This is a genomic window from Kaistia granuli DSM 23481, assembly GCF_000380505.1.
In the GTDB taxonomy this organism is placed as follows: domain Bacteria; phylum Pseudomonadota; class Alphaproteobacteria; order Rhizobiales; family Kaistiaceae; genus Kaistia; species Kaistia granuli.
Genome location: NZ_AQYH01000005.1, coordinates 306,784 through 330,797, shown reverse-complemented (window position 1 = coordinate 330,797; position 24,014 = coordinate 306,784). Strand labels below are relative to the sequence as shown.

At 66.5% G+C, this 24,014-nt stretch carries 24 protein-coding genes; 10 read left to right on the top strand and 14 right to left on the bottom strand.

What is annotated here, in order from left to right; all coding sequences use genetic code 11:
* Positions 1 to 168: 168 nt before the first annotated feature.
* The 5 genes from dnaA to mutM form a co-directional block, all read right to left on the bottom strand.
* On the bottom strand, positions 169 to 1,611 hold the full coding sequence (gene dnaA, locus G342_RS0107250; RefSeq protein ID WP_040878465.1) for a chromosomal replication initiator protein DnaA: 1,443 nt from the start codon (positions 1,609 to 1,611) through the stop codon (positions 169 to 171).
* A gap of 109 nt (positions 1,612 to 1,720) precedes the next feature.
* Entirely contained in the window at positions 1,721 to 2,167 is a 447-nt protein-coding gene (locus G342_RS0107245; RefSeq protein WP_018182452.1) for a rhodanese-like domain-containing protein, read from the bottom strand.
* 665 nt (positions 2,168 to 2,832) lie between these two features.
* Positions 2,833 to 3,099, bottom strand: coding sequence for a 30S ribosomal protein S20 (gene rpsT, locus G342_RS0107235; RefSeq protein WP_018182451.1), 267 nt, complete (start codon positions 3,097 to 3,099; stop codon positions 2,833 to 2,835).
* Between the two features lie 155 nt (positions 3,100 to 3,254).
* Complete coding sequence (locus tag G342_RS0107230; protein ID WP_018182450.1) at positions 3,255 to 4,043, bottom strand: enoyl-CoA hydratase; 789 nt, start codon at positions 4,041 to 4,043, stop codon at positions 3,255 to 3,257.
* 133 nt (positions 4,044 to 4,176) lie between these two features.
* Positions 4,177 to 5,046 carry a bifunctional DNA-formamidopyrimidine glycosylase/DNA-(apurinic or apyrimidinic site) lyase gene (gene mutM / locus G342_RS0107225; RefSeq protein ID WP_026304212.1) on the bottom strand — a complete coding sequence of 290 codons (870 nt, stop codon included), beginning with the start codon at positions 5,044 to 5,046 and terminating at the stop codon, positions 4,177 to 4,179.
* Positions 5,047 to 5,213: 167 nt separating this feature from the next.
* Between mutM and ubiE the strand changes: the two genes are divergently transcribed.
* The 6 genes from ubiE to cysK all read left to right on the top strand — a co-directional run bounded on the left by ubiE (position 5,214) and on the right by cysK (position 11,461).
* Positions 5,214 to 5,993 (top strand): bifunctional demethylmenaquinone methyltransferase/2-methoxy-6-polyprenyl-1,4-benzoquinol methylase UbiE, encoded by a 780-nt coding sequence (gene ubiE / locus G342_RS0107220; RefSeq protein WP_018182448.1) that lies wholly within the window; start codon positions 5,214 to 5,216, stop codon positions 5,991 to 5,993.
* 4 nt (positions 5,994 to 5,997) lie between these two features.
* On the top strand, positions 5,998 to 7,572 hold the full coding sequence (gene ubiB, locus G342_RS0107215; RefSeq protein WP_018182447.1) for a 2-polyprenylphenol 6-hydroxylase: 1,575 nt from the start codon (positions 5,998 to 6,000) through the stop codon (positions 7,570 to 7,572).
* Positions 7,573 to 7,613: 41 nt separating this feature from the next.
* Positions 7,614 to 8,876: a bifunctional phosphopantothenoylcysteine decarboxylase/phosphopantothenate--cysteine ligase CoaBC gene (gene coaBC / locus G342_RS0107210; RefSeq protein WP_018182446.1), complete on the top strand. Its 1,263-nt coding sequence runs from the start codon at positions 7,614 to 7,616 to the stop codon at positions 8,874 to 8,876.
* Positions 8,877 to 8,893: 17 nt separating this feature from the next.
* Positions 8,894 to 9,904, top strand: coding sequence for an Lnb N-terminal periplasmic domain-containing protein (locus G342_RS0107205; RefSeq protein WP_026304211.1), 1,011 nt, complete (start codon positions 8,894 to 8,896; stop codon positions 9,902 to 9,904).
* Between the two features lie 38 nt (positions 9,905 to 9,942).
* Positions 9,943 to 10,416: a dUTP diphosphatase gene (gene dut, locus G342_RS0107200; protein ID WP_018182444.1), complete on the top strand. Its 474-nt coding sequence runs from the start codon at positions 9,943 to 9,945 to the stop codon at positions 10,414 to 10,416.
* A gap of 73 nt (positions 10,417 to 10,489) precedes the next feature.
* Positions 10,490 to 11,461 carry a cysteine synthase A gene (gene cysK / locus G342_RS0107195; RefSeq protein ID WP_018182443.1) on the top strand — a complete coding sequence of 324 codons (972 nt, stop codon included), beginning with the start codon at positions 10,490 to 10,492 and terminating at the stop codon, positions 11,459 to 11,461.
* On the opposite strand, the gene G342_RS23530 is transcribed toward cysK, so the two are convergent.
* The 6 genes from G342_RS23530 to G342_RS0107165 all read right to left on the bottom strand — a co-directional run bounded on the left by G342_RS23530 (position 11,425) and on the right by G342_RS0107165 (position 15,651).
* Positions 11,425 to 11,850, bottom strand: coding sequence for a YciI family protein (locus G342_RS23530; RefSeq protein ID WP_018182442.1), 426 nt, complete (start codon positions 11,848 to 11,850; stop codon positions 11,425 to 11,427). The genes cysK and G342_RS23530 overlap by 37 nt on opposite strands.
* A gap of 98 nt (positions 11,851 to 11,948) precedes the next feature.
* A complete protein-coding gene (locus tag G342_RS0107185; RefSeq protein ID WP_018182441.1) occupies positions 11,949 to 12,659 on the bottom strand; it encodes a DUF899 family protein in 711 nt (236 codons plus the stop codon).
* Positions 12,660 to 12,775: 116 nt separating this feature from the next.
* On the bottom strand, positions 12,776 to 13,702 hold the full coding sequence (locus G342_RS0107180; RefSeq protein WP_018182440.1) for a cation diffusion facilitator family transporter: 927 nt from the start codon (positions 13,700 to 13,702) through the stop codon (positions 12,776 to 12,778).
* A gap of 266 nt (positions 13,703 to 13,968) precedes the next feature.
* Positions 13,969 to 14,757 carry a sulfite exporter TauE/SafE family protein gene (locus G342_RS0107175; RefSeq protein WP_018182439.1) on the bottom strand — a complete coding sequence of 263 codons (789 nt, stop codon included), beginning with the start codon at positions 14,755 to 14,757 and terminating at the stop codon, positions 13,969 to 13,971.
* A 15-nt stretch (positions 14,758 to 14,772) separates the two neighbouring features.
* The gene (locus G342_RS0107170) at positions 14,773 to 15,300 is read right to left on the bottom strand and encodes a rhodanese family protein (protein WP_018182438.1); all 528 of its coding nucleotides are present in this window, start codon (positions 15,298 to 15,300) and stop codon (positions 14,773 to 14,775) included.
* 24 nt (positions 15,301 to 15,324) lie between these two features.
* Positions 15,325 to 15,651, bottom strand: coding sequence for an ArsR/SmtB family transcription factor (locus tag G342_RS0107165; protein ID WP_026304210.1), 327 nt, complete (start codon positions 15,649 to 15,651; stop codon positions 15,325 to 15,327).
* A 125-nt stretch (positions 15,652 to 15,776) separates the two neighbouring features.
* On the opposite strand from G342_RS0107165, the gene G342_RS0107160 reads away from it, so the two are divergent.
* Positions 15,777 to 16,688: an MBL fold metallo-hydrolase gene (locus tag G342_RS0107160; protein WP_018182436.1), complete on the top strand. Its 912-nt coding sequence runs from the start codon at positions 15,777 to 15,779 to the stop codon at positions 16,686 to 16,688.
* A gap of 201 nt (positions 16,689 to 16,889) precedes the next feature.
* On the opposite strand, the gene G342_RS0107155 is transcribed toward G342_RS0107160, so the two are convergent.
* Positions 16,890 to 17,555: a peroxiredoxin gene (locus G342_RS0107155; protein WP_018182435.1), complete on the bottom strand. Its 666-nt coding sequence runs from the start codon at positions 17,553 to 17,555 to the stop codon at positions 16,890 to 16,892.
* Positions 17,556 to 17,791: 236 nt separating this feature from the next.
* Complete coding sequence (locus G342_RS0107150) at positions 17,792 to 19,189, bottom strand: aminotransferase-like domain-containing protein (protein WP_018182434.1); 1,398 nt, start codon at positions 19,187 to 19,189, stop codon at positions 17,792 to 17,794.
* Between the two features lie 122 nt (positions 19,190 to 19,311).
* Between G342_RS0107150 and G342_RS0107145 the strand changes: the two genes are divergently transcribed.
* The 3 genes from G342_RS0107145 to G342_RS0107135 all read left to right on the top strand — a co-directional run bounded on the left by G342_RS0107145 (position 19,312) and on the right by G342_RS0107135 (position 22,229).
* The gene (locus G342_RS0107145; RefSeq protein ID WP_018182433.1) at positions 19,312 to 20,175 is read left to right on the top strand and encodes a DMT family transporter; all 864 of its coding nucleotides are present in this window, start codon (positions 19,312 to 19,314) and stop codon (positions 20,173 to 20,175) included.
* A 115-nt stretch (positions 20,176 to 20,290) separates the two neighbouring features.
* The gene (locus G342_RS25630; protein ID WP_198010749.1) at positions 20,291 to 21,256 is read left to right on the top strand and encodes a hypothetical protein; all 966 of its coding nucleotides are present in this window, start codon (positions 20,291 to 20,293) and stop codon (positions 21,254 to 21,256) included.
* A gap of 211 nt (positions 21,257 to 21,467) precedes the next feature.
* Positions 21,468 to 22,229, top strand: coding sequence for an SDR family NAD(P)-dependent oxidoreductase (locus tag G342_RS0107135; protein ID WP_018182431.1), 762 nt, complete (start codon positions 21,468 to 21,470; stop codon positions 22,227 to 22,229).
* Positions 22,230 to 22,541: 312 nt separating this feature from the next.
* Here G342_RS0107135 and deoA read toward each other — a convergent pair whose 3' ends face one another.
* A complete protein-coding gene (gene deoA / locus G342_RS0107130) occupies positions 22,542 to 23,852 on the bottom strand; it encodes a thymidine phosphorylase (RefSeq protein ID WP_018182430.1) in 1,311 nt (436 codons plus the stop codon).
* Positions 23,853 to 24,014 lie beyond the last annotated feature (162 nt).

The following is a 24,014-nucleotide window of genomic DNA, read 5'->3' as shown; positions in this document are numbered from 1 at the left end:
GCGCGGATGGCGCGGCGCCGACAGAGGCCGGACGCAGCGTCCGGTACGGACCGTGGAAATTGGCTTGTTCCGGCCCGGAACGCAAGGCCCTCGCCCGCGAACAAATGCATCCGGGCGGGCCGGAATGCGAAGAGCCGGCGGAGAGGCCCCGCCGGCCCGCGCGATCGACTATTCGTCGATCATACGCTTCAGCAATTCGATCTCTTCCGCCAGATGCTGGTCGCCCTGCATCATCTCCTCGACCTTGCGGACGGCATGCAGCACCGTGGTGTGGTCGCGACCGCCGAAGCGACGGCCGATTTCGGGCAGCGAGCGCGGCGTCAGCGTCTTCGACAGATACATGGCGATCTGGCGCGGCCGCACGATGGTGCGGGTGCGGCGGCTCGACAGCAGGTCCGCCTTCGAGACGTTGTAGTGGCGCGAGACGACCTTCTGGATGTCCTCGATCTTGACCCGGCGCGGTTCATGCGCGCCGACGAGATCGCGCAGCGTGATCTCGGCCGAATTCATCGTGACGGGCTGGTTGGTGAACTGCCACTGCGCCACCAGGCGGTTCAGCGCGCCTTCGAGGTCGCGGCCGTTCGAAACCACCGACTGGGCGACATATTCGATGACGGTCTCGGGAACGTCGACGCCCGGGTTCTGCGACTGCGCGATCGCATAGCGTGACTTCAGTATATCGCGCCGCAGATCCAGATCCGGCGAGCCGATCTCGAAGGCGACGCCGCCACGCAGGCGCGAACGGACGCGCTCGTCGAGCGTCTCCAGCTCGGCCGCCGGCCGGTCGGCCGCCACCACCACCTGCCGGGCGCCGTCGATCAGCGCGTTCAGCATGTGGCAGAATTCCTGCTGCACGGACTTGCCCTGCAGGAACTGCAGGTCGTCGATCAGAAGCAGGTCGATCTCGCGCAGGTTTTCCTTGAAAGCGATCGCCGACTGGTTCTTCAGCGCCGCGACGAAACGGAACATGAAGTGCTCGGCGGTCAGGTAGACGACCTTGCGGCTCGGATCGGCGCGGCGAGCCGCCTGGGCGACGGCATGCAGCAGATGCGTCTTGCCGCGGCCGACGCCGGCATGAAGGTAGAGGGGATTATAGGGCGTCGGCCGGCCGGCGGGGGTCTCGGCCACGGCGCGCGCTGCGGCATAGGCGACGCGATTGGCGCCACCCTCGCAGAAGGTATCGAAGGTGAAGCGCGGATCGACGGGCGAACCGGCGCCATCGGGCTCGGAACGGACGGGGCCGGCGGCGACGACGATCGGAGCGGCGCTGGCGGCGGGAATGAAGGTCGGGGCGGGCGACGAAGCCTGGGCGGCGGCGACCGGCTTCTCGACCTTGACCGCCGGACGGGCCCGGACGGCGCCGCGCACGATCAGCTCGACCCGGCGGACGCTGTCGACCTCGGCGGCCCACAGGCCGAGCAGCCGGTCGAAATAATGCGCCTGGATCCAGGATTTCAGGAACCGGGTCGGCACCGACAGATTGACGGAGGCGCCATCGGAGCTTTCGAACTCAACCCGCGCGAACCAGCTCGAGAAGACGTCCTCACCCAGTTCGGTCCGAAGCCGCGTCTTGACACGCTCCCACAATACCGCATCCGCGCGCCCGCTCATCGGCAGATCCTCATTGACGGCGATAGTCCGCAGAGCCGAAGCCCCGGATCCGAATTCGCCTGTCCTGTCGTCGCGCATCTGAGCCCCTCTCGTAACGATTGGCATCTAATCATGATTGGACCCAAGGCAGTCCCGCGGCTTTCCAGCCATCCACGGAACCACGATGTCGGCCCTCGTCCAGCGGCCCTTCGAAGCCGCCGGCAATGTTGAAGCACCGGTCGAAACCGGCATCGGCCAGGGCGTTCGCTGCCGCGAGGCTGCGCGCGCCGGACCGGCACAGAAAATACAGGGCCGTCTCACGAGCGACGCCGCGCCGATCGAGCTCGGCTGCGAGTACCTCGGCGAAGTCGGCATTGACCGCCATCGTCGGGTAGCTCTGCCACTCGACCAGAAGCGTCTCCTTGCCGATCGCGCTCAGATCGACAATGCCGACATAAGCCCACTCGGCCCGGGTCCGCACGTCGATCAGCATCGACTGCGGCTCACTGGAGAGACCTTCCCAAGCCTCATCGGCCGAAACGTCGCCGGCGAAGCTGCCGGCAGGCGAACGAGACATACTGCCCCCTCACGCACATGACCTGTCGGGATCACGCGCTATGTAAAACTCAAGTTGATACAGGGTGATGGAGGATCTTCCAGAACGCGGAAGCAATCAAATACGCACAAACACTACATATAGAGCAAACTGAATGTCCGTGATTTCACTGCCGTCGCGCCCCTAGACTCTCTGAGGCGAGAAACGCCCGTTTGAATTATTGCCGGAGCACCCCGCCGGCGGACGACAACTAGAGCTGCCGTCTCCACGAAGGGGAAAATACACAGGGGGTTGGTGGGTCGCAACGGCGGATGACCAAGATTCGCCCGCCCCTCGCAACCACCCCCACGGCCCCCGGCCCCAATCCGCCAACATGCCCTCGCGAATCCCTTACGAGTCAAAGGGTTCAGAAGGCGGCGCGGCGGCCGAAGAAAAGATCCGAAGCGGGCGAAAAATATTCGACCGATGCCTCTTGACTCGATCGGAATCCGACCGAGTCGACAGGACCATTGACGACCCGCACGTAACTATTTGATTTTGCTGATCAAATGGTGCGAAGCAGGGATCCGTGGCCCTATGCCAAGACCGACCTTCACGGCATTTCTGAGGCAGGGCAGACACTTACCCGCATAACAAAAAAGCCCGGCCGAAGCCGAGCTTTTGTCAATCCCCAGAAACTCTGCAGATCAGGCAGAGATCGCCTTCACGCGGGCCGCGAGACGCGAAACCTTACGGGAAGCGGTGTTCTTGTGCAGCACGCCCTTCTGGGCAGCGCGCATCAATTCCGGCTGGGCGTTCTTGAGGGCCTCGGCGGCGGCGGCGGCGTTGCCGGACGCGATCGCCTCTTCGACCTTGCGCACATGCGTGCGCATGCGGCTGCGGCGATTGCGGTTGACCTCGGCACGGCGAGCAATCTTGCGGGTCGCCTTCTTGGCGGACGGCGTATTGGCCATGAGGGGCCTTCCTGAAAAAGCGGTTCGTTGGACTTTCCGTGCCACAAACCCAGACGAGTTCAGGCTAAACGGAAGAGGCGGCTTCGAGGCCGCCCCGGGTTCATTGGCGGCTTATAGTCGTCCGCCCGGGCGCCGTCAATCACGAAGCGCCGGATTCAGCGGTTGCGGAACGACGCAGGCCGTTTGGCGAGGAAGGCCGCCATTCCCTCGCGCGCATCCTCGGTCGCGAACAGCGAATGGAACAGCCGCCGCTCGGTGCGGATACCGTCGGAAAGCGGGCTCTCGAAGGCGCGGTCGACCGCCTCCTTGGCCATCAGCACGGCCGGGCGCGACAGGCCGGCAATCTTGCCAGCCGCGGCCACGGCCTGATCGAGCAGTTCCGCCGCCGGCACCACGCGCGAAACGAGGCCGATCCGCTCCGCCTCGGCCGCGTCGATCATCCGGCCGGTCAGAACCATGTCCATGGTCTTCGCCTTGCCGATCGAGCGGGCGAGGCGCTGGGTGCCGCCGGCGCCCGGCATCAGGCCGAGCGTGATTTCCGGCTGGCCGAAGCGCGCGTTGTCAGCCGCGATGACAAGATCGCACATCAGCGCCAGTTCGCAGCCGCCGCCGAGAGCGAAGCCGCCGACCGCCGCGATCACCGGCTTGCGGACCGAGGCGAGCCGTTCCCAGCGGGCGACGAAATCGTCCAGGAAGACGTCGACATAGCCGAGTGACTGCATCTCCTTGATGTCGGCGCCGGCGGCGAAGGCCTTTTCCGAACCGGTCAGCACGATGGCGCCGATCGCGTCATCCGCCTCGAAGGCGTCGAGCGCGGTATTCAGATCGGCGATCAGCTGGCGGCTCAGGGCGTTAAGCGCGGCCGGGCGGTTCAGGCGGATGACGCCGACCGCGTCCCGCGTCTCGACGAGGACGGTCTCATAGGTGACAGCCGCTTGGGACATGACGCGCTCCTGGCTTCCGGGTCGCCGCCCTCCCCTGCCGACGAGGGCAAATCAGCGGAGCGACATGTCGTTGGCCTAAAGGACGCGCCGCCGCTCTTCAAGGCCGCGACGGCCCGCCCGGGGCCTCAACCCCTCATTTCTGGCAGGTCGCGCAATAGAAGGAGGAACGGCCGGACTGCACCTTGCGCTCGATGACGCCGGAGCAACCAAGGTTCGGGCACGGTTCGCCTTCCCGGTCGTAAACGCGAAAAGAGTGCTGGAAATAGCCGAGCTCACCATTGGCCTGGCGATGGTCGCGCAGCGACGAACCGCCGGCCGCGATCGCCGCGCCGAGCACGTCGCGGATGGCGGTCGCCAGCCGGTCGGCTGCCTTGGCGGTCAGCGAACCGGCGCTGCGCTCTGGCGACAGGCCGGACATGTGCAGCGCCTCGCAGACATAGATATTGCCGAGGCCGGCGACGAGGCTCTGGTCGAGCAGCGCCGCCTTCAGCGGCGCCTTCTTTGCCTCGAACAGGCCGTGCAGCAGCTTGCCGTCGAATTCATTGCCGACCGGTTCGATGCCGAGGCCGGCGAGATGGCGCGCCTTCGTCAGCCCGGCGCGCGGCGCCAGGTCCATGAAGCCGAAACGGCGCGGGTCATTATAGATGACGCGCTTGCCGTTCGAGAGATGGAAGACGACATGGTCATGCGCCAGCGCCTTGCCGCGGGGATGGTGGAAGTCGCCCGGCGTCTCGCTGTCGCCCGCCCGCCCCTCCTCGATCCGGAACGAGCCAGACATGCCGAGATGCATGATGATGACGGCGCCGTCGTCGAGATCGGCGAGCAGATATTTCGCCCGCCGCCCGAGGCCTTCGATGCGCCGCCCGGTCACCCGCTCGGCGAAGCGATCGGGAAAGGGAAAGCGCAGATCGGGCCGGCGCTGCTCGAGCCGATCGATCACGGCGCCCTCCATGGCGGGCGCCAGACCGTTGCGGACGGTTTCTACCTCGGGAAGCTCTGGCATTTAGGCTGCGTCAACTCTGCGGGTGGTGGGGCCGTGGCGCGCCGATGGCGCATCAGGTATCAAGGACTTCGATTTTCTCAGATCGGGCGGCGGCTGTCGCCAGCATGCGGGATTTCTCGCATGCGCGATCGCTGGCTGGTCAAGCGTAATATAAGGAGTGGGACGCCATGGCGACCGAAACTCTTGGCGACACCCCTGAGCAGGGCCGCGCCTCGTTCGGATTCCGCGACGTCGATGTCAATGCCAAGCAGGGCATGGTCAATGACGTCTTCCATAAGGTGGCGTCGCGCTACGACCTGATGAACGACTTCATGTCGGCCGGCCTGCACCGCGTCTGGAAGGACGCGATGGTGTCCTGGCTGACGCCGCCGCGCAACCGGCCGTTCGAGGTGCTCGATGTCGCCGGCGGCACCGGCGACATCTCGTTCCGCATCGTCGAGCGCTCGCACAAATCCGCCCGCGCCACTGTCTGCGACATCAACGCCTCGATGCTCGAGGTCGGCCGCGAGCGCGCTGCGAAGCGCGGCCTCGCCGACCACGTCACCTTCGTCGAGGGCAATGCCGAGGAGCTCCCCTTCGAGAGCAACCGCTTCGACGCCTATACGATCGCCTTCGGCATCCGCAACGTGCCTCGCATCGACCAGGCATTGAAGGAGGCCTATCGCGTCCTGAAGCCGGGCGGCCGTTTCCTCTGCCTGGAATTCTCCGACGTCGACGTCCCCGGCCTCGACAAGATCTACGACTTCTATTCCTTCAACCTGATCCCCGCGATGGGCAAGGTCGTGGCGGGCGACGCCGAGAGCTACCGCTATCTGGTCGAATCGATCCGTCGCTTCCCGCATCAGGAGCGCTTCGCCGAGATGATCCGGCAGGCGGGCTTTTCGAAGGTCTCCTATCGCAATCTGACGGGCGGTATCTCCGCCATCCACTCGGGCTGGAAAATCTGACGCAATGGCGCTCGGCATAGCCGCCCTTTTCCGCCTGGCCTCCGCCGGCTTCGTTCTGGCGCGCGAAGGCGCGTTCAGCCTCGTCGACATCGAGGACGTGCCGCCGCCCGCTCGTCTCGGCGTGCGCATCGGCCGCCTGATGGAGCGGCGCTCGGCCGCCGTCGCCGATCGCGGCGAGCGCATCACCGCCGCCCTCAACAAGCTCGGCCCTTCCTATGTGAAGCTCGGCCAGTTCATGGCGACGCGGCCGGATTTCGTCGGCGAGGACGTCGCCGACGCCCTCGGGCGGCTGCGCGACGAGATCGAGCCGTTCGGCGAGGAAGCCGCCCGGGTCGTGATCGAGCGCAATCTCGGCAAGCCCGTCGACGTCATCTTTCCGCAATTCTCGCCGCCGATCGCGGCCGCCTCGATCGCCCAGGTGCACAAGGCCGAGATCGTCGAGGCGGATGGCACGACGCGCGCCGTCGCCGTCAAGGTGCTGCGCCCCGGCGTGCGCTCGCGCTTCCGCCGCGACCTCGAGACCTTCTATGCCGGCGCCAGGCTGGTCGATCGCATCGATCCGGCGATGCAGCGGTTGAAGCCGATCGCCGTCGTCGACACGCTGGCGCGTTCCGTCTCGATGGAGATGGACCTCCGCCTCGAAGCCGCCGCGCTGTCGGAAATGGCGGAAAGGACTCAGGGCGACCCGGGCTTCCGCGTGCCGACGATCGACTGGGCGCGGACGGCGCGCGACGTGCTGACGCTTGAATGGATCGACGGCGTCAAGCTCTCGGATCCGGCCGGCATCGCCGCCGCCGGCCACGACCTCAAGGCCGTCGCCCGCCGGCTGATGCAGGCGTTTCTCCGCCATGCCATGCGCGACGGCTTCTTCCATGCCGACATGCACCAGGGCAATCTGTTCGTCGACGCGGCCGGCGATGTCGTTGCCGTCGATTTCGGCATCATGGGCCGGCTCGGCCGGGCCGAGCGGCGCTTCCTCGCCGAAATCCTCTACGGCTTCATCCGCCGCGACTATCTGCGCATCGCCGAAGTGCATATGGAGGCCGGCTACGTCCCCGCCCGCCATGCGCCGGAGGATTTCGCCCAGGCGCTGCGCGCCATCGGCGAGCCGATCCACGGCCAGCCGGCCAGCGACATCTCGATGGCGAACCTCCTGACGCTGCTTTTCGAAGTAACCGAGCTGTTCGACATGCAGACGCGGCCGGAACTCTTGATGCTGCAGAAGACCATGGTCGTCGTCGAGGGCGTCGCCCGCTCGCTCGACCCGGAATTCGACATGTGGGAAGCCTCAGAGCCGGTGGTGCGCGAATGGATCGAGCGCAATCTCGGGCCCGTCGGCAAGCTCGAGGAAGCCGCGACCGGCCTTGGCGAAATCGGGCATGCCGTGACGCGGCTTCCCGTCATGCTGCAGCATGGCGCCCGCATCGCCCAGCAATTGAGCGACGCGACGCGCGACGGCCTGACGCTGTCGCCGGAGACAGTCGAAGCGATCGGCCGGGCCGAGGGACGGGGCAATCGCTGGCTGACGATCGGCGTCTGGCTGGCGGTCATCCTGCTCGCCTGGAATGCGTTCACCTGACGCAGGCCCTGGCCGCGTCGAGAGGATCGGGGAGAGGAAGCATGGCGGATTTCGACACGAATTTGGCGGAAAAGCGCATCCTTCTCGTTATCGCGGGCGGCATCGCCGCCTATAAGAGCCTCGACCTGATCCGTCGCCTGAAGGAGCGCGGCGCCCAGGTGCGGGTCGTCATGACCCGCGGCGCGACGGAGTTCATCACCCCTCTCGCGGCCGGCGCGCTTGCCGGCGGCACGGTCTATACCGAACTGTTCGACCGCGAGGCCGAGCAGGATGTCGGTCATATCCGCTTGGCGCGCGAGGCCGACCTGATCATCGTCGCGCCGGCGACCGCCGATCTGCTGGCGAAGATGGCCGGCGGCCATGCCGACGACCTCGCCAGCGCCGTGCTGCTGGCCACGAACCTGCCCGTGCTCGTCGCCCCGGCGATGAACCCGGCGATGTGGTCGCACCCGGCAACGAGGCGCAACATGGCGCAGCTCGCCGCCGACAGTATCCGTTTTGTCGGCCCCGAGCGCGGCGAGATGGCCGAGAGCGGCGAGGCCGGCACCGGCCGGATGTCGGAACCGCTCGCCATCGTCGCCGCCGTCGAGGCCTTTTTCGGAACGGACACAGCACCCGTCGACGCCACGCCTTCGGCAAGCAAGCCCTTGGCAGGAAAGCATGTTCTGGTGACGGCCGGGCCGACGCATGAGCCGATCGACCCGGTCCGCTACATCGCTAACCGCTCCTCCGGCAAGCAGGGCTTTGCCATCGCCGCCGCTGCAGCCGCGGCCGGCGCCCGGGTGACGTTGATCGCCGGGCCGGTCGGCTTGGCCGATCCCGCGGGCGTCGCGGTCCGCCGGGTCGAGACGGCGCGCGACATGCTGGCCGCCGTCGAGATCGCGCTGCCGGCCGACATCGCCGTCTTCGCCGCCGCCGTCGCCGACTGGCGGCCGGCGCATGAGGCGGCATCGAAACTGAAGAAGGATGGCAGCGGCAACGTGCCGCCCCTGCATGTGACCGAGAACCCCGACATCCTTTCGACCATCGCCCACCGTAAGGAAGGCCGCCCCGGCCTCGTCGTCGGCTTCGCCGCCGAGACGGACGATGTACTTGAGAACGCGAAGAAAAAGCTCGGCCGCAAGGGTTCCGACGTCATCGTCGCCAACGACGTCTCGCCGGCGACCGGCGTGATGGGCGGCAGCGCCAACACCGTGCATCTGGTGACGGCGGCCGGCGTGGAGAGCTGGCCGGAACTGCCGAAGGACGAGGTGGCGCGCCGCCTCGTCGACTGGATCGCCGGACAGATTTCGAAGACCTCCTGACCGGGAAGGACGGGGCCATTCGCACGCTCGCGACGATCTTCCGCTGGCTCTGCCGGCTGCTTCTCTGGCTCGTCATCCTCGCCACGGCGGCGCTGGTCGGCCTCGCATTCTGGTACCAGCTGCCGCTGCCGGAAACGGCGAAGAAGATCGCCATCGGCGTCTGGGCGGTCTTTGCCCTCGCCATTCTTTTCCTAGACATATCAAGGCGTTCGTGGATAGCGCGCGGCGCCTATCTGCTGGCGCTCGTCGCCGTCGGCGTCTGGTGGGCATCGATCAAGCCGAGCTTCGACCATCAATGGGCGCCGGATGTCGAGCACATCGTCACCGGGACGCGCGACGGCGATATCGTCACATTGGAAAACGTCCGCGATTTCCACTGGGTGACCGAGACGGAGTTCACGCCGCGCTGGGAGACGCGGACCTACGACCTTTCCAAGGTCGAGAGCGTCGACCTGTTCCTCTCCTACTGGTCCGGCCCTGCGATTGCCCACACGCTCGTCTCCTTCGGCTTCGAGGGCGGCGATCATGTTGTTTTCTCAGCAGAAATCCGCAAGGAAAAGGGCGAGAGCTTCTCGTCGATCGGCGGCTTCTTCAAGGAATTCGACCTGGCGCTGATCGCCGCCGACGAGCGCGACATCATCCGGCTTCGCACCAATATCCGCGGCGAGGACGTCTATCGCTACCGGATCGACATGCCCAAGGCCGGCATGCAGGAATTGTTCTGGTCCTATGTCGAGACCGGCAACCATCTGGCCAAGGTGCCGACCTTCTACAATACGGTCACCACCAACTGCACGACGGTGGTGTTCCGCCTGCTACGGGCGCTCGATCCGGCCCTGCCCTTCGATTACCGCATCCTTCTGTCCGGCTATTTGCCCGGCTATATCTATCAAAATCAAGGCTTTAAGACCGGATTGAGCGAGGCCGACTTCCGCCGCCGCGCCGCGATCAGCGCGCTCGGCATCGCCGCCGGCGACAGCCCCGATTTCTCCGCTGCCATCCGGGTTAACGACCCGCCATCGCGTTAGCCTGCCGTTATCGTTTCGTTAAGCATGAGGACTGCGCCGTGCCGCACCAGCCGACCATCGAACTGAAGGTGCTCGACCCGCGCCTCGAAGCCTGGGGCCTGCCCGCCTATCAGAGCGACATGGCGGCGGCGATCGACCTGCGCGCCGCCATCGACGCTGCCCTCGAGATCGAGGCGGGCTCGCCGGCCGTGCTGGTGCCGAGCGGGCTCGCGCTGTTCATCCGCGACCCGTTCGTCGCGGCGATGATCCTTCCCCGCTCCGGACTCGGCCACAAGCAAGGTCTGGTGCTCGGCAATTCGACCGGACTGATCGATGCCGACTATCTCGGGCCGATCCTGGTCAGCGTCTGGAACCGCAACGCCGCCGGCACGCCGCCGATCGTCATCGAGCCGGGCGACCGCATCGCCCAGATGATGTTCGTGCCGGTGGTGCGGCCGCGCTTCGAAGTGGTGGCCGATTTCTCGACCGCGACGACGCGCGGCGCCGGCGGCTTCGGCTCCACCGGCAGTTGAACGCGGAGGCTCGACCGGGCCACGCGGCTGGACTAGGCTTCCGTCTGAAATCAAAGGGTTGAGGAGACGCAGAATGGCCGAAGGAACCAAGAACAGGCGCGGACGCGGCAAGATCTACGCCTCGATCACCGACACCGTCGGCGACACGCCGATCGTCCGGCTCGATCGGCTGGCGAAGCTGAGGGGTGTCGACGCCAACCTTTTGGCCAAGCTCGAATTCTTCAATCCGATCGCCAGCGTCAAGGACCGCATCGGCGTCGCCATGGTCGACGCGCTCGAGGCCGAGGGCAAGATCGTCCCCGGCAAGACCACCCTGATCGAGCCGACCTCCGGCAATACCGGCATCGCGCTGGCCTTCGTCGCCGCGGCGCGCGGCTACCGGCTGATCCTCGTCATGCCGGAGACCATGTCGATCGAGCGGCGCAAGATGCTGAAGCTGCTCGGCGCCGAACTGGTGCTGACCGAGGGGCCGAAGGGCATGAAGGGGGCGATTGCCCGCGCCGAGGAGCTGAAGGCGGAGATCGGCGACGCCGTCATCCCGCAGCAGTTCCAGAACCCGGCCAATCCGGCGATCCACCGCGAGACGACGGCCGAGGAAATCTGGAACGATACCGATGGCGGCATCGACATTTTGATCTCCGGCGTCGGCACCGGCGGCACCATCACCGGCGTCGGCCAGGTGCTGAAGCCGCGCAAGCCGTCGCTCAAGGTGATCGCCGTCGAGCCGACCGAGAGCCCGGTGCTTTCCGGCGGCTCGCCGTCGCCGCACAAGATCCAGGGCATCGGCGCCGGCTTCGTGCCGGCCGTGCTCGATACTTCGATCTATGACGAGGTCGTGCAGATCCCGAGTGCCGAGGCGCTGGAGACGGCGCGGCTCGTCGCCAAGGTCGAGGGCATCCCGGTCGGCATCTCGTCGGGTGCGGCGATCGCCGCCGCGCTACAGGTGGCGGCCCGGCCGGGCAATTCCGGCAAGAACATCGTCATCATCATCCCGTCCTTCGCCGAGCGCTACCTGTCGACGGCGCTGTTCGAGGGACTGGAATAGCCGCAGACAAATAGCGGCCGCGCCTCGCCGGTGACGCTGTGCGTCTGGACGAGCAGCGGCCGCACCTCGATGCTGCCGAAGCGCGCCATCGGGCAGGCGCTGGCAATCGCGACCGCCGCCGCCATGTCCTCCGCCTCGACGATCAGGAAGCCGCCGAGGAACTCCTTGGCCTCGGTGTAGGGGCCATCGGTGACGGTGGCGCGCCCGCCGCGCACGCGCACGATCGCGGCGCTCGCCGGCGGCTGCAACGGCCGCGCCAGAATCAGCTGATTGTTCCGCCGCAGCTCCCAGTCATGCGCGATGGTTTCGTCGGTGAGGCGCGCTTGCTCCTCCTTCGACAGCGCCGCCAGCGCGGTGCCGTCGACATGGACCAGACAGGCATATTGCATCGAAGGCTCCTCGGGGATGAGGGGGGCTGGCGAAGGCTTAGTCCGGCTGCGTCTGCTTCACGTTACCCGGCATCCGCCGCGCTCGAAACCGCTCGGCCTCAGCGATATTCGAGACTCGGATACCAGTCGGTGCCGCGGCCTTCCGGCGTCATGTCGAGCATGGTCCAGAGCGGCATCGTGTCCGGCGCGCCGCGCGGATCCTGGCCGGGATCCGCCGTCTCAAAGCCCATTTCCGCGGCCCAGAAATGCCGGATCGTGCCATCGCGACGGGTGAAGACGTTGAGCCCAGGCGCATCGCCATCCTGGGGGTCGACATAGTCGCGCGTATAGTCGCCGCTGGCGTCGGAGAACAGCTTCAGCGCCTTCCAGCCGCGCTCCTGCTTGAAGGCGACGAGCCGCTCGATCGGCGAGCGGGCGATCATGACGAAGGCGGCGCGCTGGCCGATATCCTCCGCTTCGCCGTCCCAGGCGCTCATCTGCGACGTGCACATCGGGCAGGGCCGCTTGCGCTGCGGGCCATACATGTAGCTGTAGGCGATGAGCGTATCCTTGTCGCCGAACAGGTCGGCGAGGCCGACCGGACCCGCCTCGCCCTCGAAGCGGTAGTCCTTCGTCACCGGTCCACCGGGCGGCAACGCCCGTCGCATGGCGGCGACCCGCTCGATATGGCGGCGCAACTCGATCTCTTCCGCCAGCAGTGCGGTGCGCGCCTGCCGATAGGCTTCGCTCTCGTTCAGAATGCGCGCCCGGTTGCGCGCCGCCAGCTCCGCTGCCGGCACCAATGCCTCGGGAATCTGATCATGGGCCATGGCTTCTTCCCTTTCCTGATCGTCGAATGCATGTCTGGACGACGCCAAAACGCCCCGTCCTCGCTGTCTCAACGATCCGGCGGCGCCGAAATCGACAGGCCGTGCAAAAAAAAGCGCTACTCGGCCCAGCCGGTGTCGGTGGTGAAGGCGATGGTCAGCCAGCGATTGTGGCTTTCGTCGCCGATCGCCTCGCCGATCTCGTCGCGAATCCGGTCCCAGGCCTCCAGCGGTTTGGCTGGCCCGTTCTTGCGAACGATGAAATAGAGCTCGATCTGCTTGGCCCGCCCCACCTTGGCGACATAGGCGCGATAGCCGAGAAATCCATGCCGCTCGATCGTCTCCGCCGCCACCTGGTCGACATGCGCCTTGAGGTCAGGCGGCGTCAAAAGCAGCATGTCGGCCACCGCCTGGCGGACGGTGCCGATGGGGATCGGGATGATCGCAAGGCTGATCAGCGCCAGCACGGCCGGGTCGATATAGGGGGCGACCCAGTCATATTTCGTGCCCTCGACCGAATAGCCGATGGCGAAGGCGATCAGCAGCGCGCCGCTGATCGCGCCGGACATCAGCCAGGAATGGATGTCGAGCTTGATGAAGTCGGACTCGATCCGGCGGTTGGTCCGCCAGTCGAACAGCGCCATGCCGAGACAGACGAGCAAGGTCGTCGCGGCATAGAGGATGGCATAACCGAATTCGAGTTCGCGCCCGCCGGCCTGGATCGAAAGCAGCGCGTTGATCAGCGCATAGATGGCGACCATGATCAGGATGGTGCCGTTCAGACCCAGCACCATCGGCTCCAGATGCCAGAAGCCGACCGTGAAACGATTGCGCAGCTTTCCCGACAGCGCATCGCGCTTGGCCGACTGGACGATCAGGTGGGAAACGCCGAGCGCCACCGTCGTCATGGCGGCGTCGGTCAGCGCGAAGACGCCGTCGAAGGCGATCGAGAACGAGCCCGACAGCAGGCCGAAGACGATGCCGAAAGCCGCCACCGCGAAGGTCACGAGGATGGAGGCGCGCAGGACGCCCTGTTCGGTCAGCATGAGATGTCTCGTCTTCCGCAGGAGGCATGGGCGCCGGAATGCGCCCGCCGCGCGACCTTAACCGTGCCGGCGCGCCGATGCACCCCGCCGCCGCTTGATCGCGGCGCATCCCGGCCGGCAGACAGGCGCCACGATGCCCGAGGGAAGGCGTGGCGTCTCGACATGCGCCAGGTCGAGACGCCACCAGAGGCGGAAAACAACGGCCTGCCCTGCCCGATCGCGACGGGATGGATCAGCCGGCCGTATTCGTCGACCAGCCCGGCCGCTCAGCCGGTCAGGCCGCGGATGAGGACATAGATGCCGACCGTGATCACCACACCGGCGAAGACCTGGCCGAGCAACGCCTTGCGTCCGGCGAGCCGGCGGCCGAGCGCCGCGCCGCCGAGACCGCCGACCAGGCCACCGAGCACGAAGATCGCCGCCAGCCGCCAATCCACCAATCCGCTCACGGCATAGCTCGACGCCGTCGCCGCGCCGAAGGCGCTGACCGCAACCAGCGAGGTGCCAATAGCGAAGGCGAGCGGCATGCCGGTCGCCAGCATCAGGCCGGGCACGATCAGGAAGCCGCCGCCGATGCCGAAGAAGCCGGACAGCGCGCCAACGGTGAAGCCGGCGCCGATCAGGCGCGGCAGCAGATGGCGCGCGGTGGCGGCGGTCAGCCGGATGCCGGCATCGCCGACAGCGCCGCGCCGGCGCAGCATGATGAGCCCGACGACCACCATCAGCGCCCCGAACAGCATCAGCAGCTTCTCGCCATCGATCGACTTGGCCAGTTCCGCCCCCGCCAGCGCGCCGACAACGCCGGCGGCGGCGAACACCGCGCCGCAGCGCCACTTGACCCGGCCGGCCCGCCAATGTGGCCCCAGATTGACGAGCGCGCTCAACGCGACCGCCACCGTCCCGGTGCCGATCGCGACATGCGGCGAGGCGACGCCGACGCCATAGACGAGAAACGGCACGGCGAGGATCGAGCCGCCGCCGCCGACGAGCGCCAGGACAAAGCCGACCACCGAGCCGAAGCCGGACGCCAGGATGTCCGAAAGCAGGATGGTCATGGCCTGTCCCCCTGTTTACGCGGTTGCCGTCGAGGCCGGCCGGTTCCACGGCATGCGGCGCAGGATGCGCGCCATGGCGCAAGTGCCGGAAACGCCGGCGAAGACGAGGCCGGCGCCGACGAAAGCGGACAGGGCATAGAAGCCCGGATGCACGAAGGCGCCGAGCGCCGCCCCGATCAGTACCAGGCTGCCGGCGGCGATCTGGACCTGGCGCATCAGTTCGAGCGGCTGGCGCTTGTCGGCGACGACCGGAAGACCGGCCTTCTTCCACGCATCGAGCCCGCCTTCGAGACGGTAGGCCTCGCTGGCGGCCGCCGCGGCCAGCCTGTCGGCATGCGCCGTGGTGCGGGCACCGGAGCGGCACTGGAAGATGACAACGCGGCCCGGCTCGACATCGAGGGATGTGAGCGTCGACAGCGGCCGCAGCCGCGCACCGGCTATGTGCTCGCGGCGGTATTCATCCGCATCGCGGATGTCGACGAGAACGGCGCCGGCGGCGATGAGTTCCTTCGCCCGGGTGGGCAGAATCGGGGACAACGACATGATTTTTCCTTTGGGATCCAGGGGTTACTTAGCGGAAGGCTGCCGGCAGTAGAGCCGGTGCAGCACCGCCATCAATTCCTCGATGCGAGGGTCGGCGATGCGGTACCAGAGCGTCTGGCCGTCGCGACGAAAGGCGACGACACCCTCGTCCCGCATCTTGGCGAGGTGTTGCGACAGGGCCGACTGGCTGAGGCTGACCGCCTCGGCGAGCGCACCAACGGTCATCTCGCCCAGCTCAACCAGCTTGCACAACACCATCAGCCGCCGCTCGTTGCCGAGCGTGCGAAGGAGATCGGCGACCTCCATCGCGTTGGCTTCGAAGGCGGCAAGATCCATATTGGTCAGGTCCATGGTGATGAAATCCGTGGTGACGAGATCGATGGCGGAAGGCATGCCGGCGTTCCCTGTTACATTAGTGATTGCTAAATTAGATATTGCTAATATATATGTCAAGCCACCAACGAAAGGAGCGTGTCATGCCATCCACCCAGGTCCCTTCCCCGGGCTTGCCCATCATCCAGGCCTTCTTCGACGAACCGACCAACACGATCAGCTATCTCGTTGCCGACCCCGCCACCCGCCAGGCGGCGGTCATCGATCCGGTGCTCGACTATGACCACCGTTCCGGCACGGTCGATGTCGGCTCGGTCGACGCCATCCTCGCCGCCGCGGCGGCGGAAGGCTTCACCATCGTCTGGGCGCTGGAGACGCATGCCCATGCCGACCACCTCTCCGGCGCGCCCTACATCAAGGCGAAGACGGGAGCGGCGATCGGCATCGGCGAGCACATCAAGGACGTGCAGAAGATCTTCCGGCCGCTGTTCAACCTGGCCGAGCTGAGGACGGATGGCAGCGATTTCGACCGGCTGTTCGCCGATGGCGAGCGCTTCCCGCTCGGCGAGCTCGAATTCGAGGTGATGCACACGCCCGGCCATACGCCGGCCGACATCGTCTACCGGATCGGCGATGCCGCCTTTGTCGGCGACACGCTGTTCATGCCGGACTACGGCACGGCGCGGGCGGATTTCCCGGGCGGCGACGCGCGCACGCTCTACCGCTCGATCCGCCGCCTGCTGAGCCTGCCGGGCGAGACGCGGCTTTTCCTCTGCCACGACTACAAGGCGCCGGGCCGCGATCACTATGCCTGGGAGACGACGGTGGCGGAACAGCGCGCTGCCAATGTCCATGTCGGAGCGGAGGCAGGCGAGGACGAGTTCGTCGCCATGCGCGAGGCACGCGACGCGACGCTCGCCGCGCCGACGCTGCTGCTGCCGTCGATCCAGGTCAACATCCGCGCCGGGCGCTTTCCGGAAGCCGAGAGCAACGGCGTCCACTATCTGCGCGTGCCGGTCACGGCGAAGCCAGGCGCCGAACTGGCCCTCACCTGACGGTGGCGGTCTGGCCCAGAAACCGACCCGGCGCACGCCGGGTCGCGCCGAGAACGGCGATGCGGGGTTTATGGGAAGCGCTCATGCAGAATCCCGTTGTCCAAGGCAGCGTGCCGGAGGCGGAACGCCGGGTGAGAGCGAAGCGCGTTCACGGGAGAGGCGACGGGGACGCGCCCTGGCGTCCCCGTCGATCCGGCCGTCTCAGGTCAGGACGGGCTGCGGCACGATGCGGATATATGGCTTCGGCTCCTTCCAGCCCTGCGGATAGAGCTGCTTCGCCTCGTCGTTCGAGACCGAGCCGGCGATGATGACGTCGTCGCCCGGCTGCCAGTTGACCGGCGTCGCCAGCCGGTGCCTGGCGGTCAGCTGCAGCGAATCCACCACCCGCAGCACCTCGTCGAAGTTGCGGCCGGTCGTCATCGGATAGGAGATCACCAGCTTGATCTTCTTGTCCGGGCCGATGACGTAGACATTGCGCACGGTCTGGTTGTCGGCGGCGGTGCGGCCGTCCGACGTCTCGCCCGCCGTCGCCGGCAGCATGTCGAGGAGCTTGGAGATCGCCAGCGTCGGATCGCCGATCATCGGGAAGTTCGGGGCCATACCCTGCGTCTCGGCGATGTCCTGGGCCCAGTCGGCATGCCGATCGACCGGATCGACCGACAGGCCGATGACCTTGACGCCGCGCTTGTCGAATTCGGGCTTCAGCCGCGCCATGTAGCCGAGCTCGGTGGTGCAGACCGGCGTGAAGTCCTTCGGGTGTGAGAACAGGATTCCCCAGGAGTTGCCGAGCCACTCGTGGAACGCGATCCGGCCCATCGTCGTGTCGGCGGTGAAGTCGGGAGCCATATCGTTGATGTTGAGGGTCATTTGGGTGTCCTTCTCTGTCCGGAGTCCGATTGCAGGGTCACGCTCGGCACATAGGCTCCGCCAGCGTTCCCCTGCAGCACGCGCCCGGCGACGGCCCCTCCGACGTCCGGCGGCGCCCTCCCTTGAACATGGTGTCGGCTTGCGCGTTTCCATCCACCCGCCCGGCCGCTTTGACGTCCGCGTCGACGACCGCCCTCGTCAAGCCGGACCGCGCCGGCCGAGCGGCGGCGAGACGCTTAGGCCAGTTGCCGGATCGTCGTCCTCAGCACCTCGAAGATGCGCGGATCGGCGCATTGCGAGACGTTGAAGCGGAGATAGTCGCGCGCCGTCTGCGAAACGCTGAACACATTGCCGGGCGCCAGCACGACGCCCTGCGGCAGCGCAGCCTTGGCGACGTCGGACGCGTCGATCCCCCCGGGCAGACGGCACCAGAGGAACATGCCGGCCTGCGGCTCGAACCAGGGCACCAGGCCGAGCTCGCGCAGCCTGGCGCTGACCTCCGCCATGGCGCGCGCAAGCCGCAGCCGCAATCCCTCCAGATGCTTGCGATAGCTGCCGTCGCGCAGCACGGCGAGCGCCAGCTCGGCGTTGAAGCGGCCACCGCCGAACGAGGTCGCGATCTTCAGATCCACCAGCCCGTCGATCCAGTCCGGCCGCGCGGCGATGAAGCCGCAGCGGGCCGAGGCGGAGAGCGTCTTCGAGAACGAGCCGATCTCGATCACCCGGTCCAGCCCGTCGAAGGCGGCGAGGCGCGGCGCCGGTGCCGTCTCGAAATCGGCGAAGATGTCATCCTCGACGATGGTCAGACCATGCTGCTCGGCGAGCTTCAGGATCCGGTGCGCCGTCGCCGGCGACAGCGTCGCGCCGGTCGGATTGTGGATCGCCGAATTGGTGATGTAGAGCCGCGGTTTCGCCTCGGCGCAGGCCCTGGCAAACGCCTCCACGTCCGGCCCGTTCGGCGTCCAGGGCACGCCGGCGATCGTCACCCGATGCGCCCTGAGCAGCGCCTGGAAATTGAAATAGCAGGGGTCGTCGACCAGCACGACGTCGCCGGGCTCGACCAGGAAGCGGCAGAGCATGTCGATGCTCTGCGTGCCCGATTCCGTCAGCAGGATCTGCTGCGGCGACGCCTCGACGCCCTTGTCGGCCAGGCGCCGCGCGATCCATTGCCGAAGCGGCGGCAGGCCGAGCGGCGTGCCGTAGTCGAACAGCGCCGCGCCATCGGCGCGCGACAGCGTCCTGAGCGCCCGCCGCATGACATCCTCCGGCAGCCAGGCAGGCGGCAGCCAGCCGCAGCCGGGCTTCAGATCGCTATCGCCGGCGTCGAGCGACTGGCGCGACACCCAGAGCGGATCGATGGCGCGGTCGAGCTTCGGCCCGATCGCCGACAGCGCCAGCGGCGCGGCGGGGCTGGCGACGAAAAAGCCGGAGCCCGGCCGCGATCGCACCAGCCCCTCGGCGACCAGCCGCTCATAGGCCTCGACCACTGTCGAAGTCGAAACCTGCAGCTCGCGCGCCAGCGAGCGGATCGACGGAAGCTTTGCGCCTGCCGGCAGGCCGCGATGGGCGACGCGCCGCCGGATCGCCGCCATCACCCGCGCCGTCCGCGTGCCCTCTCCCGCTTCGTCATCCATCCGTTCGGTTCCTGTCACCATAACAGTTTGGCCCAACTGTATCGCTCCGTGACTGGCCGCGACAGCCCCCGCGCGCGATAGAGCGGTCGGCGGAGCGGGCAGAGCGTGACGGAGTGACGGATATGGACAGGGCAACCAGCGGCTGGATCTCGGGCTTCATCGGGGTGGCGATCTTTTCGGGCTCCCTGCCCGCGACGCGGCTCGCCGTGCTGCAATTCGATCCCGTCTTCCTGACGGTCGCCCGCGCCGCGATCGCCGGCCTGATCGCGGCCGCCCTGCTCCTGGCGTTCCAGCAGAAGCGCCCGGCCCGCGCCGACCTGGTGCCGCTCGCCATCGTTTCGCTCGGCGTCGTCGTCGGCTTCCCGCTGCTGACGGCGCTGGCGCTGCGGCACGTCACCTCGGCCCATTCGATCGTCTTCATCGGCCTGCTGCCGCTCGCCACCGCCATCTTCGGCGTGCTGCGCGGCGGCGAACGGCCAAAGCCGGCCTTCTGGCTGTTCTCGCTCTTGGGCAGCGCCGCCGTTGCCGGCTTCGCGCTTGCGCAGGGGCTCTCGGCCTCGCCCGCCGGCGATCTCCTGATGCTGGCGGCCGTCCTCGTCTGCGGCCTCGGCTATGCCGAGGGCGGGAAGCTTTCGCGCCGGCTCGGCGGCTGGCAGGTGATCTCCTGGGCGCTGGTGCTGTCGCTGCCGGTGATGCTGGCGCTCGCGCTTCTCACCTGGCCGGCGAGCCTTGCCGCCGTCGAGGCGCCGGCCTGGCTCAGCCTCGGCTATGTCTCGCTGTTCAGCATGCTGATCGGCTTCGTCTTCTGGTATCGCGGCCTGGCCTTGGGCGGCATCGCCGCGGTCGGCCAATTGCAATTGCTGCAGCCGCTGATGGGCCTGGCGCTCGCCGCCTGGCTGCTCGGCGAGCCGGTAACGGCCACCATGTTCGCGACGACACTGGCGGTCATCGCCTGCGTGTTCGGGGCGAAACGGTTCGCGGGGTGAGGGCGCCGTAGTATGCGCCGAACCGCCTTCTCCGCTCAACACTGCAAATCCACTTGCAATATGCCTTTATCGGCAGATAAGCGAAACATCCTGACAGCAAGTGGAATTAGCGATCTTGGTGACCGAAGAAAGATTCTTTTACCACTCATTTCCACGTCGTGGCGCGGCAGGCCTCAATGAGTTGGAGAAGGGATTGGCGATCCTTTCTTCCATTAGGGACATTGGTCTCCTGCTGGTTCCCGAATACATCGTATGGAACCAGCCCCTGTCAAACGGACAAGATCGTCCATTCCCAATTCTGCAGAAGCGAATTTGCTTCACAGAATTGCATCCATCCAATCTAGAGAATCACTCTGGATTATTTGGTCAATTCTCGCTTGAATTTAGTGCCATAGATGCACGCAGATTGGGTGCAGTTCCTGTTTTTTATCTACCTCAGCCAATAGAGAGGCACAACGGAAACGCCATAGGTGTCGCACTCCTAGCCGGGATAATGGATGCTAAGGCGCTAGTTAACAGGCTGGCCGTCATCGACAGCGCATTGAACGGAGATACACCCGTCGCAGATAATATAAGTATAAACCTATCTTTCAATGACAACCCAGAGCTGAAGGGGCACTACACAATCCATAGTCGCGAGGCGTCAAATTTTATCGATGCGGTTAAATTTGGTATCACGCCACTACAAGACTTAAATAATGTTCTAGAATCCATCTTAGGCATGTTTTATCCCGCGGACAACTTAAAGCATGAGATTTTACTTGATTACTACAAGCAGCGCGAATGGCGGATCGCCAGCTCATTTGTGATTGACGGAAATGAAGTTACCCGCCCGCTTAGGCAAGAAGAGAGAGACAAACTACTCGAAATCGACAGCGATTTTTTCGGAAGGAAGATTGAGTCGGGCCTCGGCGAGGTCGACATGCTCGATGCGACACTCGCTCTTCCAGGCCTTGGCGGGATACCGTTGATCGAGCTGGTGCGAAGGATAATCGTACCAGGGTCGGTTGTTGATGTAGTTAGGCAGATGCTGGGGAGCCTGTCGATCGCGCCAAATGTCATCTCTCTGGATGATCTATAGGAGATTCCGTCACCTCACAGAGGCTTGAACCAGACATTGCACGGACAACCTTCCCCCTGACGTGCGCCCCTCAGATTTTGGTTCCGCTCCTTCGGCCTTTGGCTTAGAACAAGCGCGGGCCGGGCGACCGGCGTCTTGCAGACAGCGCAAGCATTCCACACGAGTTCAGCGCGGCCGCGCGCCGCGAGACAAGCCAGGGACGGAAACACTCATGACCAGCGGCGCCATCTATCCGAGCCTGAAGGGCCGGACCGTGCTCATCACCGGCGGCGGCAGCGGAATCGGCGAATCGATCGTTCGCCACTTCGTCGCCCAGGGCTCGAAGGTCGGCTTCCTCGACATCAATGCCGAGGCCTCCGAGGCGCTGGTGAAGGAACTGTCGGCCAGCGGCACCGTGCATTTCGAGAAATGCGACCTGCGCGATATCGCGGCACTCCGCCAGGCGATTTCGAACGTGCGCGAAAAGCTCGGCCCGATCACCATCCTGATCAACAACGCCGCGCACGACCAGCGCCACAAGCTGGAAGACGTGACGCCGGAATATTGGGACGAGCGCTACCAGGTCAACATCCGCCACCAGTTCTTCGCGGCGCAGGCCGTGGTCGAGGACATGAAGGCGGCGGGCAACGGCGCCATCATCAACATGGGCTCGACCTCGTGGATGATCGGCCAGGGCGGCATGCCGGCCTATACCTCGGCGAAGTCGGCCGTGCAGGGGCTGACCCGCGGCCTGGCGCGCGACCTCGGCCCGTTCAACATCCGCGTCTGCTCGGTCGTCCCCGGCTGGATCATGACGCAGCGCCAGATCGACCTCTGGCTGACGCCGGAAGCCGAGGCCGATCTGATGGCGAAGCAGTGCCTGAAGCGCAAGCTCTTCCCGGACGACATCGCCAAGCCGGTGCTGTTCTTCGCCTCCGACGAGGCATCGGGCTGCACCAACCAGTCCTACATCGTCGACGGCGGCTGGGTCTGAGACTTTCGGCCTTCGATGCTTTCAAGAGCCCCCTCTCCGGAGGGGGCTCTTTTTGTTTCGAGGCGGGATGTCCGTCCCTGCGTCCTTTCGAGGCCCGGCTCCGCCGGGCACATCAGGATGATGGAGGCGGTGCATGGCGGGGAGGATCGGGCGCTCTTCCCCCTCCCCCTTGCGGGGAGGGTCGGGGTGGGGGGTACCGGCACCGATCGTGCCGGACGCGCCACTTCCTGGAAGCTGCGAGGTGGTACCCCCTCCCTCGCCCTCCCCACAAGGGGGAGGGAATACGGGCTTTCCCGTCCCCGAGATGACTGACTACCCCTCGATCCGCTCATAGACCGTCGGCCGGGCGTCCGGCTTGGTCCCGAGGCGATAGGCGGCGCGGAGCAGCCCGGCCGCGCGCTCGGCGTCTTCCTCGCTCTTCGCGTGGACGCGGCCGAGCGGCGTCTTCGCGTCGAGCCTGGCGCCATGGCCGGCGAGATCGGAAAATCCGACCGAGAGATCGATCGTGTCGGCGGCGACGCGGCGGCCACCGCCCAACTCGATCACGGCGACGCCGACGGCGCGGGTGTCGATCGCCGAAACATGCCCCTCGCCTTCCGTCAGCACGTCGCGGACGATCGCCGCTTTCGGCAGGTAATCGTCGACGCGCTCGACGAAATCGGCGGGGCCGCCGAGCCCCGCCACCATGCGGCCGAAAATCTCCGCCGCGCGGCCGGAGGCGAGCGCCGTCTCGAGTTGGTCGCGCGCTTCCGAAACGCTGCCGGCCTTGCCGGCGGTGACCAGCATCTCGGCGCCAAGCGCCACCGTCACCTCGTGCAGGCGCCGATCGCGCGCCGCCCCGGTCAGGTAGTGGACGGCATTGCGGACTTCGAGCGCATTGCCGGCGGCCGACGCCAGCGGCTCGTTCATGTCGGTGATCAGCGCCGTGGTCGGCACGCCGGCGCCGTTCGCCACCTCGACCAGGCTCCTGGCCAGCGCCCGCGCCTCGTCGACCGTCGCCATGAAGGCGCCACTCCCGGTCTTGACGTCGAGGACGAGGCCCTGCAGCCCGGCGGCGAGCTTCTTCGACAGGATCGAGGCGGTGATCAGCGGGATCGATTCGACCGTCGCGGTGACGTCGCGGATGGCGTAGAGGCGCTTGTCGGCCGGGGCGAGATCGGCGGTCTGGCCGATGACGGCGGTGCCGACCTCGCGCACCACCTTGCGGAACAAGGCGAGGTCCGGCTGGCTCCTGTAGCCGGGGATGGCGTCGAACTTGTCGAGCGTGCCGCCGGTATGGCCGAGGCCGCGCCCGGAGATCATCGGCACATAGACGCCGGAGGCCGCCACCATCGGCGCCAGCATCAGCGAGACATTGTCGCCGACGCCGCCGGTCGAATGCTTGTCGACGACCGGGCCGTCGAGCTCCGACCAGTCGAGCACCGAGCCGGAATCGCGCATGGCCAGCGTCAGCGCCACTGCCTCGTCGCGCGACATGCCGCGAAAGAACACCGCCATGGCAAAGGCGGCGACCTGGCCCTCCGAGACGGACCCATCGGTCAGTCCCGCGACCATGAAGCGGATCGCCTCGGCGGAGAGCACGCCGCCCTCACGCTTCTGGCGGATGATTTCCTGCGGCAGCATTGTTTTGGCACGCCTCCCAAGCGTCAAGTCCGAGTTCGATCCGGCTTACTCCAACCGGATCGCACCATACTTCACCTCCCCCGGCGGGAGAGGCCACGGCCGAGGGCCGGCGGGTGAGGGGTTCGGGAGCCATCCGGAAAGGCCGTAAACCCTCACCCGGAG